Genomic DNA, 15362 nt, shown 5'->3' with positions numbered 1-15362 from the left:
AACTTTGATTTTTAATAGAATGCACTAAAAAGCGAATGGATCTAGGTGAAACGATATTCAAATACCTAACAGATATGCACTTACATCTCCGCCCTAAAGGACGGAGTTTTTCGTGCTAGTGGGATAAAATCCCCATACCTACGATATAATCATAAGATTGATTGATTTTAAGGGGCGTGTTTGACATCATTATTCCATCTGAAGTTTTTAAAGCCCCTAAGTTGTCTGCAAGCCGGTTTGCTCTATAGCCTTATTTTTGGCGTTTTATACCATTTCCCCTTATTCGCTTATGTTTATAAAGAAAGCAACCAGGTTAGTTTTATAGCCATGATTATTATCGTGCTTTTTTGCGTTAATGGCGCTCTCTTTTTGGCGTTAGGCTTGATCTCTGCTTCTTTGATGCGCTTAAGCGCGGTTGTTTTTAGTTGGCTCAATTCCGTCGCTTTCTATTTCATTAGCACTTATAAGGTGTTTTTAAATAAGAGCATGATGGGTAATGTCTTAAACACCAACACGCATGAAGTTTTAGGCTTTTTGAGCGTTAAATTATTCATTTTTATCGTTGTTTTTGGGGTGTTACCTGGCTATATTATCTATAAAATCCCCCTTAAAAATTCTTCTAAAAAAGCGCCCTTTTTAGCGATCTTGGCGTTAGTGTTTATCTTTATCGCTAGCGCTTTAATGAACGCTAAAAATTGGCTGTGGTTTGACAAGCATGCGAAATTCATAGGGGGCTTAATTTTGCCCTTCGCTTATAGCGTGAACGCTTTTAGAGTGAGCGCTCTTAAATTTTTCGCCCCCACCATCAAGCCGCTCCCTCTCTTTTCGCCCAACCATTCCAATTCGTTTGTGGTGCTAGTCATTGGCGAAAGTGCCAGGAAACACAATTACGCCCTTTATGGCTATCAAAAACCCACCACCCCAAGATTAAGCAAGCGCTTAGAAAATCATGAACTCACCCTTTTTAACGCTACTTCTTGCGCCACTTACACGACAGCGAGTTTGGAATGCATTTTAGATTCTTCTTTTAAAAACAGCTTGGGTGTTTATGAAAACTTGCCCACTTACTTGACTAAAGCGGGTATCAAAGTCTTTTGGTATAGCGCGAATGACGGCGAAAAGAACGTTAAGGTTACAAGCTATCTTAAAAACTATGAATTGATTCAAAAATGCCCCAATTGTGAAGCGATCGCCCCTTATGATGAATCCTTACTCTATAATTTACCCAACCTTTTAAAAGAACACTCTAATGAAAATGTCTTACTCATCTTACACCTTGCCGGCTCGCATGGCCCCAACTATGACAACAAAGTGCCTTTAAATTTTAGGGTGTTTAAGCCCTATTGCTCAAGCGCTGATCTGTCTTCTTGCTCCAAAGAAAGCTTGATTAACGCCTATGACAACACCATTTTTTATAACGACTATCTGTTAGACAAAATTATTAGCATGCTTGAAAAAGCCAAGCAGCCCGCTTTAATGATTTATTTAAGCGATCATGGCGAAAGTTTGGGCGAAGAAGCGTTCTATTTGCATGGCATTCCTAAAAGCATCGCTCCTAAAGAGCAATACGAGATCCCCTTTATCGTTTATGCCAATGATCTTTTTAAAAAGGAGCATTCCATTATCCAAACCCAAACCCCCATTAATCAAAACACCATTTTCCATAGCGTTTTAGGGGTGTTTGAAGATTTTAAAAACCCTAGCGTTGTTTATCGCCCTTCTTTAGATCTGCTCAAACACAAAAAAGAGTGAAATAACACGCATGAAAAAATTCTTATTTAAACAGAAATTTTGTGAAAGCCTGCCGAAAAGCTTTTCTAAAACTTTATTAGCCCTCAGTTTGGGGTTGATTTTATTAGGCATTTTTGCGCCTTTCCCTAAAGTCCCTAAACACCAAAGCGTGCCTTTGGCGCTTCATTTCACCGAGCATTATGCGCGCTTTATCCCTACGATTTTATCTGTGGCGATTCCCTTGATTCAAAGAGATGCGATAGGGCTTTTTCAAGTCGCTAACGCCTCTATCGCTACAACCCTTCTCACGCACACCACCAAAAGAGCCTTAAACCATGTAATAATCAATGAGCAGCGTTTGGGCGAGCGCCCTTATGGGGGTAATTTCAACATGCCAAGCGGGCATTCGTCTATGGTGGGGTTGGCGGTGGCGTTTTTAATGCGCCGTTATTCTTTTAAAAAATACTTGTGGCTCTTACCCCTAATCCCTTTAACCATGCTCGCTCGCATTTATTTAGACATGCACACCATTGGTGCGGTGTTGGCCGGGCTTGGTGTTGGAATGTTGTGCGTGGGTCTTTTTACAAGCCCCAAAAACCTTAATTAAAGCTTTAATTCCTGTTTTTATAATCTTCATAAGAAAAGTTTTTAAGGATCTTAAAACCTTGCGAGTCTATTTTAGCCAGACTTGGGAGCGGCACGCCGTTAAACGAGTTGTTTTTGACAATCGTATAATGGAGCATGTCTTGAAACACGATTTTATCGCCCCTTTTTAAAGGCGTTTCAAAACTAAAGCTCCCCATAAAATCCCCCGCTAAACAAGTAGGGCCACCTAAAAAGTAAGAAAACGCCCCTTGATTTTCGCCCTTTTCAACTTCAATAATTTCTTCGTCATTTTCTACAGAAACCTTAAGAATACTAGGGCGATAAGGCATTTCTAAGCAATCGGGCATGTGAGCGCTAAAAGAAGCGTCTAAGATCGCAATTTCTTGATCGTTTTTAACGATGTCTATCACGCTTGCGATTAAAAACCCGCATTGCCACCCTATGGCTTCCCCGGGCTCTAAAATCACTTCTATATCGTGGTAGTGTTCTTTAAAGTCCTTAATCGTTTGGATGAGCAAATTCACATCATAATCGCTCCTAGTGATATGATGCCCCCCACCAAAATTCACCCACGCCATGTTTTCTAAATAAGGCTTGAAATGCCTTTCCACATGCTCTAAAGTCCGGCACAAAGCGTCGGCGTTTTGCTCGCAATGCGTATGGAAATGCAACCCGCTCACCCCCTCTAAGCCATGCTCTTTCACCCCCTTTTCAAATTCGCTAGGCGTAATCCCTAACCGGCTCATTTTAGAGCATGGGTTATAAATCGCTGGGGTTACTTCGCTATAAAGAGGGTTAATCCTCAAACCCATTTTAATGGGGCTTAAGCCCAAGTTTTCTAACTGCTTGTTTTTGTCTAAAATCCTGTCTTTATAGGTAGCGTATTGGTAAAAAGAGTTGAAAATGATGCTTGTCGCTAGGGGTAAAATCGCGCTCATTTCAGCCTCTTTAAAGGCCGGGCTATAAACGCAAATTTCCTTATGGCTCTCTCGCCCCCCAAACTCTTCAAAAGCGAGCTTAGCCTCATAAAGACCGCTCGCGCAACACCCGTTCAATTTTTGCCTTAAAATCCCAAACTCACGCCAAAACGCATACCCCTTTAAAGCGAGCAAAACCTTTGCCCCACTTTGTTGGCGCACGATTTCTAAAATCTTGGCGTTTTTTTCTAAGCGTTCGCTCTCTAGCGCATAGCAAGGGGTGGGGATAGCGCTGTATTTTTTCATGCTAATTCCAAAAATTGCTTAACCACCCGCTGGATGTCTTTAGGGTTAGACTTGGAGATGAAATCATCGGCCTTTAAGCTCCTGGCCATGTCTTCATTAGAACTGCCGCTCATAGAAGAATTGACCACAATGGGGATTTTTGAAGTCAAAGGATTGTTTTTAACCTGCTTGATCACTTCAAAACCGCTCGCTTCTGGCATTTCTAAATCGGTAATAATCAGGCCAATATTACTCACATCGGTTGTGGGGTTGAACAAATGCTCTAATAAGGTTTTACCATTGATAAAATCAATGTGCTTGACGCCCAGCTTGTCTAAAATCATTTGCATGGTTTTTAAAACGCTTGGGGAATCATCAGCGAGTAAAACGCATTGGTTAGAATGGATTTTAGAAAGCGTCTCTAAATCGTTGTGTTTTTCATCTTCAATCCAAGGGAACACGTCTATAAGCATTTTTTCAATATCCACCACTTGCACCAAGCGCCCGTCAAAATAGCGCGTGCGGCTCACGAGCTTGTTATTGCCTGCAGATCCCCCTAACCCGGCGCTTTGCTCCATTTCAGTCCATTTCTTGCTCAAAATCCTATCCGCTTCATAGATCCTAACCCCTATGGTCCAGCGAGAAAACTCACAAATCATGACAATATCGTCTTCGCCTTTTTCTTTTTCTATCCTATAAGGGCGTAAATCCTTGTTTTTGTTTTGGCTGTCATAATAAAACCATTTTTTCATATCAATCAAGGGAATGGTGAGCTCTCTTATAATGATTAGCCCCTCAACGAGCGAATTGTTTTCGTGGCTAATGATGGTGAGATTGCCATGGTATTTCACCACTTCACGGATCTTAAAAACATTGACCGCATACAAATCCTTGTTTTTACCCAGCCTGAAACACAACAATTGCAACTCGTTATTTTTATGCAAACTCGTAACTTGATCAATGCCCGCTAAACTATCAGCCATGACTTCCCCTTAATTTAGGTTTTCGTATCGTTTTATAATTATATCGTGTTTGTGTTTAATGCCAACGACACTTAAAAACTATCTTTGGGGTTTTTTAAATCATTTTAAATGACTCAAAACAAACCCATTTTTAAAACTGCGGATGTATAAAATATTATGGTGGTTAGAGCAAAAGATTTGTGGGGCTGCTACAAACCCAGAAAGCAATTCCCTAGCGTCAATGACTTTAGGGTTTTCAAGCGATCTTTTACAAGGCTTTAATGAAAACGAAAAAGCGTCAATGGAATCAGCTCGAACTTCATAATTTTCAAAAGCTTTGTTTTTGATGCGCATGAGATAGATTTTATGGGCAAAAATGCTCGTGTTCCTGGTATCTGCAAAGGTGCTAACACCTGAATACAACGAAGTTACTAGCCCGCCAACAAACCCTAAATAATAGTTCGCCACCGCTTGCATGCCCACTTTAAAAGTGGCCGATAAAATGGCTCTGGTGATAATGTAGGGCAATTGCTTCCTAAACTCGCTAGCGACTACTGCATCTATTGAGGCTAAAGTGTCAAAGGGCGTTACTTTTTCTCCATCTTTAAGAGTGAAATTTTGATAAAACGCTTCCCCTTTTTCTAGCTTGGGCAAGGCTATACTCACGTTATAAACCGAATCAATCATAAAAATAGGCACATCAATTTTAAATTCGCTTTTTTGCGGCTCTTTACCATCTTCAATGATGATCCAAGTGAAATGGCTCCTGTTAGGGTTTTTGAAAAAAACCAAGTCTTTAGCCACGAAAGGGCTTTGACTGATCCCATAGGCTTCATTAAGATAGCCTAACCCCTTATTCTTATCCCCATCTAAAGCGTAAAACAACCCTGAGAGATACGAAACCGCCGGGTTAAGCAAACCTTGATAAGCTTCGTATTTGTCTAAATTAGAATAGGTGTTGTTTAAAATCTCGCTCACTTCCACCCTAGAGCGTTCCATATTAATATTGTGCTTTTTGCTAGAATCGATCTCTTTAATGGCTTTTTGAACTTCCTCATAATAAAATTCCTTAGCCCTGCGCTGGCGTTCATTCGCGCGGTTGAATTGCACCCTAGCTTTCGCGCTATCGTTTAAAAGCATGTAGTCTATCGCTTTGTAATAATTGATTAAAACGCCCTCATAAATATTCCCCCCATAAGCGCGCACGTTATCATTAATCATGGTAGCGCCCACATAACCAGCCCCTCTTGTGAAAGCGCTTTGGGTTTTATCAAAGCGTTGCTCGGCTTGATCTAACACCCCTAAAGAAGTCTTATAATCCCTTGCGTATAAAGCGCTCAAGCCGTTTTGCAAGTCCCATAAAAGAGCGTTCTTTTTTTTCTTAGTGAATTGTTTGGAATATTCATAAGCTTGTTTGGGGCTTTCTTCATAATAGAGCGTGTTAAAATGTTCTAAGTCCATACGATAGCCTATGCAACCTGTTAATGATATTCCTAAAATTACCGACATCAACAGAACGAATATTTTCAATCTAACCCTTTTAATTTTTTTGCTTGTTTGCTTGACTAATTTGAGCGTATCATAACATTTTTAATGAAAACATAAGCTTTTTATGGTTAAAATGATCCCTAAGCTCTTATTTGGACCTATGCAATAGGATTTTAGGGTAACGCTTCAGGGTAGGAATACAGCAGAGTCCCCTAATTTCTTGTGTGCCTTAGCCATCTGAATAGGAGTGCTTCAAAATGATATTGACTTTTTAAAACTAGCTCTTCAAAAGTTTCTCACGCCACTCTGTAGGGTGGTCTTTTTGTAACGCTTTCACTTTATTGACATGGCTAGAATCCGAATTAAAGATTTTCAAATAACGCCCCAAGCCCTCCAAACTCACATCAATCATGTTGGAACTCCCATTACCCAGATTTTTGACTAAAACCTGCCTGGCATACAAAGGGGTGTTTTCTAAAAAAGAAATTTCAGTCTCGCTCAAAGGCACATTGAAATGGTGTTTCAACTCCCTAGCGTTTTTTTGCGGATACAAAATAAGAGTCCCCATGTTGCTTAAAAAACTATGAGCGTTTTTAACCCCGCTTAATTGGTAAATATCTTGCAAAGCCAACACCACCACGCCATTAGCTTTCCTGGCTTGCGTGATTAAAGCGTTGATTTTAGCGTTCAATAAATCGTTTTCCACATAGGATTTAAACTCGTCTAAAAAAACCAAAAAACCGCTGTCGTTTTTCCTGGATTCTTCTAAGATTTTATAAAACAAGTAATAGGCTAAAAGCCCTAAGTCTTTAGGGTTTTGGGTGATAGCGTCTAAGTTGATTACATTTAAAAAAGCACTGGAGTTGAACGCGTCATTCAAAGCGTTAAAAAGGGGGTTATTCAAATACGGCTCTAAACTCAAGCCCAATTGATTAGATGAGGTTCTTTTAAGCGTTTCTTTAAAATCCAGCAAACTAAAGGCTTTAGGGTATAAGGTCTCATAAAGGCTCTTAATCGCGCTAAAAACCGCATTCATATCTTCCAAGGCTTCTTTATCCCTTGAAGGGGCAAGATCAAACATGCTCAAAAAGAAGGATTGCAAAAATTCTAAATTCTGCAAATTAGGCTCTAAACAAAAGGGGTTGATGCTAAAAGATTGGCCGTCATGGTAATGCCCTTTAAAAAATTTTGTGAAAGAATACAGCCCTTGCATCCTATCAAATGCTAAAAGGCGCATGTTTTGGTATTTTAAAGTGCTCATCATTAAAAAGCTAATCAGCGTGCTTTTACCGCTTCCGGTTGCCCCTATAACTAAAGTATGCCCATTCACCCTAGCGATTTCTTTAGCGTTATTGTGGCTCACTTCTTGGTTGTGGAAATTGAATAAAAAAGGGGAATAATCCAAATTTTTAAACACGCTCAAAGGGCTATTCCCCCATGAATTAGCCTTAAAACCTAAATTTTGCCTTTCAAACACCATTAAACACGCTAGGGCTTTAGAGGTTAAAAAACGCAAGCGGTGGTTTAAATGGATGCGTTCAGGGAAAAAGGAAAAATACCCCCCTTTCAAGCCAAAAGTTTCTATAACGCCCACTAAATTTTCTTTAAATAAAAGCCCTAAAACTAAGCTTGTTTGAGCGTCTAAATCCTCTAATCTAGGGGCTTTGATAAGAATGTTTAGGGCGAATTTTTGCATGGATAGGCGTTTGGTTTTGACTAATTCTTGGTATTCTAGCAGCTCGTTTTTAACGAGATTGGACATGCTAAACTTGGCCCTCTCTTTTAAAAAACTCAGCGTTTTATGCACACTCATAGGCTCTATAGAAAAGATAATGTCTAAAGGCGTTTCTTGGTATAAAAGCGCTCCCACCGCTATAGAAGTGATGCGTTCGCTCTCATAAGCTTTAATGCCAATCAAGCGGTTGTAGGTTTTTTGATTAAAACTTTCTTGAATGAAATAATCTTTTTCAAAAGTGGTAGAACTAGCAATATAGCTATCGCTCAAATACCCCCCTACTAGGGGCTTTAGGGGGAGATCAAACCCGTTAATGTATTCCGCATAAAAATTCAAAACCTCTTTAGAGCTTAAGAGTTTGGGGGCATAATTTTTGAGCTGGATTTCTAAGCTTTTTAAAGTTTCTTGCAAAAAATGCGCTTTATAAGAGAGAATATCCTTAAAATTTTCCCTATTGGCATGCATGAGAGATTTTTTCTTATGCTCCAAAACGCCCTGTAAGGAATGCGCGCTTTCTAAAACTAAAAAATACTGATTTTCATACACTTCTTTGTTTTCAAATTGATTCAAAATCGCTTGCAAATATTTAGAGTCAGATTGAATGTTTTGTTTATAATCAATTTTACGCCTTTTAACCACCAGGCGCGCCACGACTTTTTCTAAAGAATCCAACGCCATTTGGCGCTCGGTGAAAAGATCTTGCAATTGCTCTGTGCTTAAATGGGTGTAACTCACCCCTTCTAAACGGAGGATGCCCACTAAGTTTTCGTTTTTAGTGAGCAAGAAATGCTCATCATACAAGCCTAAAATGTTGTTTTCTTCGCTCATAGAATAGCTTTTAGGCAAAACCCCTAAAAAATAGTTTGAAACTTTTTGTTTGACAGCGTTCAAAAGCTTTTCTAACATCCTACGCTCTATAACATTTGGTTTTAGTCTTTATTTTGCTTTTAGCGATAATAATATCTGCAATGTCTTCATCAAAAAATTCCAGCACGCTAAAGAGCACTAAAAACCCTAAATACAATAAAAAAGCGCTCAACAAATCAATCCAAGGGAGCAAGATAAAAGGCGCAAAAACAGAAATCAAATAAGACTTGGCGTTCAGCCATAAAAATTTTTCTTTAACCGAAATTTCACGCAAATTCTTCACGCTCGCTGAGAGGATAATCATTAAAAAATTCCCATAAACCAATTCGCCAAACTCGGGGCTTTAAAGAATAAAAAGATCCCAAACACCACGCCAAGGATCGTGAATAAAATCTCTTTCCACCGGTCTAAATTCCTCCACACATAAATAGCGATCCCTATGAAAATCACCATTAAAATCCCCTTAGCGATGGGGCTTTTGAGCTGGGCTTCTAGGGCGTTAAAAAACCCCTCTAAACCTTCAGCGAACAAACTTGAAACGCACATGCCTACTAAAAAAATGATTTTTAAAAAATGAGCGGACATCAAAACCCTTTTGTTTAATTTTAATTAACTTTATAACGCTTTATTATCTCAAAAAAACCATAAAAATTCTCTAAAAGGGGGTTAAAAGGGGTGCATTTAATCTTTAAAAGGGTAAAAAAGCAAAGCCAAAGAGTGTAAAAGCCTTACTATTCTACGATTTGATAGACATAAGAAAGATTAGCGTGTTCTTTGGTTTGTAGGGCGTCTTCTTCTAAGAGGTTTTGAATCTTTTCAAAGCTGTATTGTAAATGGTTGTAAGCGATAATCACCACCTCATCGCCTTTTTGTAAGAAATGCTCTTGTGCAAAAGGCATATAAGGGGTAGCCCCGATCGCAAAAATCATTTTAGTAGGGAAATTATGGCGTTCTAAAAAAGGTCTTAAAGCCTCTAAAGAATCGCCATCTTGTTGGTGGTTCAATCTGTCTTTGATCCAGTCTAAAAGCTTTTGATAAAAAAACTCGTATTTGAGCAATTTGCTGTTTTCCCCATAAATGTGCCAAACATTATTGTATTTCAAAAAAGATGCGATAGAGAAATTGTTACACACCCCCCCATAAGCAAACCTGTCAATAGGCAATTTCTGCCCTATACCTTTAGAAGCTGGTGAAAAATTCTTTTTTTGGGAGAGCTTTGTGGCTTCTAAATTACGCACAGAAGCGTCATTAAACGCCATGAAAAAATTAGGCACAAGCTTGGTTACCAAATGTTTTTCATCGTATTTAACATCGCATTCTAAAGCGATTTCTGGCTCTGCTTGCACTTTCAAATTCAAATCATTTGGCAAAATAATCTTATGGTTATTAATGCAACAACGCCCCAAATAGCAATTCTCATACGGGATATAAAAAGGGAACAACCCCTTAGGGGCGTCCTTTTCTTCGCTTTTCATGTTAATAAAACTATGACTCTCTCCTGCTTGCTCCAAATGCCCTGCAAAATTCCCCACCACACCAAAACCTAAAAACTCTTGCATGCAAACCTCCTAGCAAATAGCTTAATGATTAGAGCTTTTTCCATTATAGCATAAAAGAAAACCCCTAAAACCCTCAAAAAAACTCCCTTTTAAGCGAATAAATACTCTCTAGCGCTCTCTTTATCCAAAGGGTAAAGCTCGCGTTTTTCGTTCCCTATTTGAATGAGATAAGCTTGATTTTTTAAAGTCTTAGCATAGCCTAGAGCGATACGACCGGCCAATTCTTTATCTTCTTTGCTAGCGTTTTTATCCACTAAACTCAAAGGGCCTTTACAGCTTAGCAATTCAATCTTATCCATTAAGGGGTGTTGAATATCCAACTTATGGTTTTCTTCTTCATTCCTTGCCACCACCAAACGAGCGTTATGGGGTAGGACAAAATAGCGCCCAATTTTAACAATCACGCTGTCTTCAAACACCATTTCTCTGTATTCTTTCAAATTCTTAATCTTATTACTCACTTGAATGTCCGTAAGCAAGCACCCCCCACCTGGCTTTTCATAATATTTCAAGCCGTAATCTTTGATCATTTGCAATTGCCTAGTGCGCCCCCTACCGCTCACATCTAAAAGCTTTTCCCTATCAACAAAACCCTTTTCTTCCATAAAAGTAGGCTCTAAGAGTTTAGCGCTCATGGGTCTTAAGAGCAATTCGTCTAAAAATTGCGGTTTTTCACCGCTTGCTTGCGTTCGGTCTAAAATGGGATCAAAACGAGCCTCTTTGCCCACTTCTCTGACTAATTTCCTCACCTGATTGAGCGCTTCTTTCCTTTGGGATTTAGGGCGTTGCCCTAGCACTTCCCCGCTCAAAACAAAATCCGCGTTCAATTCAAGCATTTTATAAAAAGCGTTCCTAAACATGTTGGCATGGCAGTCAATACAAGGGTTGAAATACTTCCCATAGCCGTATTTGGGCTTGAACAACACATCGTTAAAGAACTGCTCTCTAATATCGCACACCAAGAGTTTAGCCCCAATTTGCGCGGTGGCGTTTTCAAAATACTCTCTTTTATCTTTATTCCCCCCAAACCCTATATTGAAGTGTAAAGCGATTACTTCAATGCCTTGATCAATGAGTAATTTCATGGACAACAAACTATCCAACCCCCCACTAAATAGGGCTAAAGCTTTTATTTGTTTCATATGGCGACTAATTCTCCTTGTTTTAATTTCATAATGGCCTGGCGAGCCTTTTTTAAACAGATCATTTTTTCGCTAAAAGGGAGCGAACTCTTAGGGATTTCTTTGAGTTGCCGCTCAAAATAGCGCAAAATCAACAAACGCAATTCCTTTTCAAACCCCCCTTTTTTTAGGGGTAAATTCGCGTCTAATAATAACGCAACTAATTTAGGGTCGTCTAATTTTTCTTGACACAAAGCGTCAAATTCTTGTTTTTTATGCAAGAACACCCCACTATGGATATAACCCACCGCTAAATCCAACAAGCTCCTGTCTTCTAAAAGATAGCGGATCACTAATTTTTCTAAAAATTCCAAACTGGGCGCGCTAGGAACATGCGCGAACTTTTGAGAGCGATTGGGTTTTTCTGTTTTGGGGTAAAAAGGCTGAAAAGAGATTGGCTCTCTAATCCCTAAAACATGCAAAGGCGCTTGCAAAAGCGTAGCGATTAAGGGCTTGTATTCATTTTGTAAAAGCAAGGAAAAGTTTTTCAAAAACCCTAACATTTCTTTAAGGGCCTTATCTTTTTCTAAAGGATCGTCTAAAACATAAGAACCCGCCATGCGCCTTAAAACAAATTCAATAAAAGCCATGGGGCGCGATAACAAGTCTTTTAAGGTTTCAATCTGGCCATTAGCGATCATCTCCGCAGGGTCTAGGTTGTTTTCAAACAAAATCACCCCCCCCCTCCTTTGCTCTTTAGCCAACATCAAGCTCGCTTTATAAGCCGCATTCCGCCCTGCCTTATCCCCATCATAGCTTAAGAGAATTTCTGGATCGCCTTTTTTAAGCAAGGGCAAATGCGATGGCGTTAAAGCTGTCCCAAGCGTGGCTATGGCGTTTTTAAAACCCGCCTGGTGCAATAAAATCACATCCAAATACCCCTCTGTTACAATGACTTGCTTTTGTTTATAAATGTGTTCTTTAGCCAAATGATAGCCATAAAGCAAGCTGGATTTATCAAAAAGCTTACTTTGGGGCGAATTGATATATTTGGCCGCTTTTTCTTTTAAGGTGCGCCCTCCAAAACCCACCACTTGAGCGCTAGGGCTATAAATAGGGAACATGATGCGATCCAAAAAGCGCAAATAGGTTTTATCCTTTTTATCGCTCTTGCCTAACACGCCTAATTCAATGAGCTTGTCTTTATTCAAGCCTTTATTTTCAATGCCGTAATCAATTCTATGCGTGCATAAGCCTAATTTAAACGCTTTGATGCTCTCCATGCTAAGCCCTCTTTTTTGCAAGTAATTTAAAAAAAACGGAGCGTTAAAAAGCTCTTCTTGATACAACGAGCTCACCATTTCTAAAAGGTGGTAATCTTCTTTATGATCGTAATAAACGCCTTTGTCATGCTCTAAAACTATATTGAATCGGTGGGCTAATTTCTCAAGCGCTTCCACAAACGAAAGTTTTTCAAACGCCATCACAAATTTAATGCTATCCCCGCTCGCCCCACACCCAAAGCAATGGTAAAACCCTTTAATTTGATTGACGCTAAAACTCGCGCTCCTTTCTTCATGAAAAGGGCAACAAGCCATGTAATTCGAACCTGATTTCCTCAAATCCACATAAGAGCTAATGACTTCTACAATGTCTATCGTTTGCAAAAGGCGATCAATGGAACTTTTAAGAATCATTTTTCATGCTTTCTTCATCGTGCTTTCTTGTTTTAAGCTGTTTGAATGAATTATACTCAATAAATAAAATCTTCAAAAAGGTTTGTTGATAACGCCCCTTTTTCTAATCCTTATATTTTTAAACTAATGAAACTTTATATAAATAGACTTAATAATCCTTATAGTTATAGTCTTATATTTGTTTTTATGGCTTGACTTATCCCTAAAAATGCGCTATAGTTGTGTAGCTTAATAACAATAAGCGCTAAATTTCTATTTTATTTATCAAAACTTAGGAGAACTGAAATGAAGTTTCAACCATTAGGAGAAAGGGTCTTAGTAGAAAGACTTGAAGAAGAGAACAAAACCAGTTCAGGCATCATCATCCCTGATAACGCTAAAGAAAAGCCTTTAATGGGCGTAATCAAAGCCGTTAGCCATAAAATCAGTGAAGGTTGCAAATGCGTTAAAGAAGGCGATGTGATCGCTTTTGGCAAATACAAAGGCGCAGAAATCGTTTTAGACGGCACCGAATACATGGTGCTAGAATTAGAAGACATTCTGGGCATTGTGGGCTCAGGCTCTTGCTGTCATACAGGCAATCATGACCATAAACATGCTAAAGAGCATGAAGCTTGCTGTCACGATCACAAAAAACACTAACAAACATTATTATTAAGGATACACAATGGCAAAAGAAATTAAATTTTCAGATAGCGCAAGAAACCTTCTATTTGAAGGCGTGAGACAACTCCATGACGCTGTTAAAGTTACCATGGGGCCAAGAGGCAGGAACGTGTTGATTCAAAAAAGCTATGGCGCTCCAAGCATCACCAAAGACGGCGTGAGCGTGGCCAAAGAGATTGAATTAAGTTGCCCGGTGGCTAACATGGGTGCTCAACTCGTTAAAGAAGTGGCGAGCAAAACCGCTGATGCTGCCGGCGATGGCACGACCACAGCGACCGTGTTGGCTTATAGCATTTTTAAAGAAGGTTTGAGGAATATCACGGCTGGGGCTAACCCTATTGAAGTGAAACGAGGCATGGATAAAGCCGCTGAAGCGATCATTAATGAGCTTAAAAAAGCGAGCAAAAAAGTGGGCGGTAAAGAAGAAATCACCCAAGTGGCGACCATTTCTGCCAACTCCGATCACAATATCGGGAAACTCATCGCTGACGCTATGGAAAAAGTGGGTAAAGACGGCGTGATCACCGTTGAAGAAGCTAAGGGCATTGAAGATGAATTGGATGTCGTAGAGGGCATGCAATTTGATAGAGGCTACCTCTCCCCTTATTTTGTAACCAACGCTGAGAAAATGACCGCTCAATTGGATAACGCTTACATCCTTTTAACGGATAAAAAAATCTCTAGCATGAAAGACATCCTCCCGCTATTAGAAAAAACCATGAAAGAGGGCAAACCGCTTTTAATCATCGCTGAAGACATTGAGGGCGAAGCTTTAACGACTCTAGTGGTGAATAAATTAAGAGGCGTGTTGAATATCGCGGCGGTTAAAGCTCCAGGCTTTGGGGACAGAAGAAAAGAAATGCTCAAAGACATCGCTATTTTAACCGGCGGTCAAGTCATTAGCGAAGAATTGGGCTTGAGTCTAGAAAACGCTGAAGTGGAGTTTTTAGGCAAAGCCGGAAGGATTGTGATTGACAAAGACAACACCACGATCGTAGATGGCAAAGGCCATAGCGATGACGTTAAAGACAGAGTCGCGCAAATCAAAACCCAAATTGCAAGCACGACAAGCGATTATGACAAAGAAAAATTGCAAGAAAGATTGGCTAAACTCTCTGGCGGTGTGGCTGTGATCAAAGTGGGCGCTGCGAGTGAAGTGGAAATGAAAGAGAAAAAAGACCGGGTGGATGACGCATTAAGCGCGACTAAAGCGGCGGTTGAAGAAGGCATTGTGATTGGCGGCGGTGCGGCTCTCATTCGCGCGGCTCAAAAAGTGCATTTGAATTTACACGATGATGAAAAAGTGGGCTATGAAATCATCATGCGCGCCATTAAAGCCCCACTAGCTCAAATCGCTATCAACGCTGGTTATGATGGCGGTGTGGTCGTGAATGAAGTGCAAAAACACGAAGGGCATTTTGGTTTTAACGCTAGCAATGGCAAGTATGTGGACATGTTTAAAGAAGGGATTATTGACCCCCTAAAAGTAGAAAGGATCGCTCTACAAAATGCGGTTTCGGTTTCAAGTCTGCTTTTAACCACAGAAGCCACCGTACATGAAATCAAAGAAGAAAAAGCGGCCCCAGCAATGCCTGATATGGGTGGCATGGGCGGTATGGGTGGCATGGGCGGCATGATGTAAGCCCCCTTGCTTTTTAATACCATTTTTTATAAAAGCTCTCTTCTTGGGGGGCTTTTACCTCACAAAACCGCTCGTTTTGAAAAACG

Annotated in this window: 13 protein-coding genes and 1 other RNA gene; 5 read left to right on the top strand and 9 right to left on the bottom strand. The window is 39.9% G+C overall.

Translation table 11 applies throughout. The features are described from left to right. The first annotated feature begins 180 nt into the window (after positions 1-180). Positions 181-1752, top strand: coding sequence for a phosphoethanolamine--lipid A transferase EptA (gene eptA / locus H7N67_RS05105; protein ID WP_187939269.1), 1572 nt, complete (start codon positions 181-183; stop codon positions 1750-1752). A gap of 49 nt (positions 1753-1801) precedes the next feature. Beyond that, positions 1802-2338: a lipid A 1-phosphatase LpxE gene (lpxE, locus tag H7N67_RS05100; protein ID WP_232263019.1), complete on the top strand. Its 537-nt coding sequence runs from the start codon at positions 1802-1804 to the stop codon at positions 2336-2338. Positions 2339-2342: 4 nt separating this feature from the next. Here lpxE and nspC read toward each other — a convergent pair whose 3' ends face one another. The 3 genes from nspC to H7N67_RS05085 all read right to left on the bottom strand — a co-directional run bounded on the left by nspC (position 2343) and on the right by H7N67_RS05085 (position 5962). Next, positions 2343-3560 (bottom strand): carboxynorspermidine decarboxylase, encoded by a 1218-nt coding sequence (nspC, locus tag H7N67_RS05095; RefSeq protein ID WP_187939267.1) that lies wholly within the window; start codon positions 3558-3560, stop codon positions 2343-2345. After that, positions 3557-4522: a chemotaxis protein CheV1 gene (gene cheV1, locus H7N67_RS05090; protein ID WP_000785454.1), complete on the bottom strand. Its 966-nt coding sequence runs from the start codon at positions 4520-4522 to the stop codon at positions 3557-3559. The genes nspC and cheV1 overlap by 4 nt, the downstream gene beginning before the upstream one ends. 99 nt (positions 4523-4621) lie before the next feature. Next, positions 4622-5962, bottom strand: coding sequence for a COG3014 family protein (locus H7N67_RS05085; protein ID WP_187939271.1), 1341 nt, complete (start codon positions 5960-5962; stop codon positions 4622-4624). Positions 5963-6138: 176 nt separating this feature from the next. On the opposite strand from H7N67_RS05085, the gene ffs reads away from it, so the two are divergent. Beyond that, positions 6139-6236: signal recognition particle sRNA small type (gene ffs / locus H7N67_RS05080), an RNA gene on the top strand. Between the two features lie 30 nt (positions 6237-6266). On the opposite strand, the gene H7N67_RS05075 is transcribed toward ffs, so the two are convergent. From H7N67_RS05075 to dnaG, 6 genes are all read right to left on the bottom strand, one after another. Then, positions 6267-8630 (bottom strand): VirB4 family type IV secretion/conjugal transfer ATPase, encoded by a 2364-nt coding sequence (locus H7N67_RS05075; protein WP_187939266.1) that lies wholly within the window; start codon positions 8628-8630, stop codon positions 6267-6269. Between the two features lies 1 nt (position 8631). Then, positions 8632-8895 (bottom strand): hypothetical protein, encoded by a 264-nt coding sequence (locus H7N67_RS05070; RefSeq protein WP_021308243.1) that lies wholly within the window; start codon positions 8893-8895, stop codon positions 8632-8634. Beyond that, a complete protein-coding gene (locus H7N67_RS05065) occupies positions 8895-9176 on the bottom strand; it encodes a TrbC/VirB2 family protein (protein WP_001272686.1) in 282 nt (93 codons plus the stop codon). Before H7N67_RS05065 ends, H7N67_RS05070 begins: the two co-directional genes overlap by 1 nt. A 146-nt stretch (positions 9177-9322) precedes the next feature. Continuing rightward, positions 9323-10150 carry a DUF5718 family protein gene (locus tag H7N67_RS05060; protein ID WP_187939265.1) on the bottom strand — a complete coding sequence of 276 codons (828 nt, stop codon included), beginning with the start codon at positions 10148-10150 and terminating at the stop codon, positions 9323-9325. An 89-nt stretch (positions 10151-10239) separates the two neighbouring features. Continuing rightward, the gene (locus H7N67_RS05055; protein WP_187939264.1) at positions 10240-11292 is read right to left on the bottom strand and encodes an MnmA/TRMU family protein; all 1053 of its coding nucleotides are present in this window, start codon (positions 11290-11292) and stop codon (positions 10240-10242) included. Next, complete coding sequence (gene dnaG / locus H7N67_RS05050) at positions 11289-12968, bottom strand: DNA primase (protein ID WP_187939263.1); 1680 nt, start codon at positions 12966-12968, stop codon at positions 11289-11291. The genes H7N67_RS05055 and dnaG overlap by 4 nt, the downstream gene beginning before the upstream one ends. Positions 12969-13253: 285 nt before the next feature. Between dnaG and groES the strand changes: the two genes are divergently transcribed. Further along, complete coding sequence (gene groES / locus H7N67_RS05045; protein ID WP_000671920.1) at positions 13254-13610, top strand: co-chaperone GroES; 357 nt, start codon at positions 13254-13256, stop codon at positions 13608-13610. Between the two features lie 25 nt (positions 13611-13635). Continuing rightward, positions 13636-15276 (top strand): chaperonin GroEL, encoded by a 1641-nt coding sequence (groL, locus tag H7N67_RS05040; RefSeq protein ID WP_001040281.1) that lies wholly within the window; start codon positions 13636-13638, stop codon positions 15274-15276. The last annotated feature ends 86 nt before the right edge of the window (positions 15277-15362 follow it).

The sequence above is a fragment of the Helicobacter pylori genome (assembly GCF_014498195.1).
Lineage (GTDB): Bacteria > Campylobacterota > Campylobacteria > Campylobacterales > Helicobacteraceae > Helicobacter > Helicobacter pylori_DO.
The sequence above is the reverse complement of the archived record's forward strand: the minus strand, read 5'-3'. Positions and strand labels throughout refer to the sequence as shown.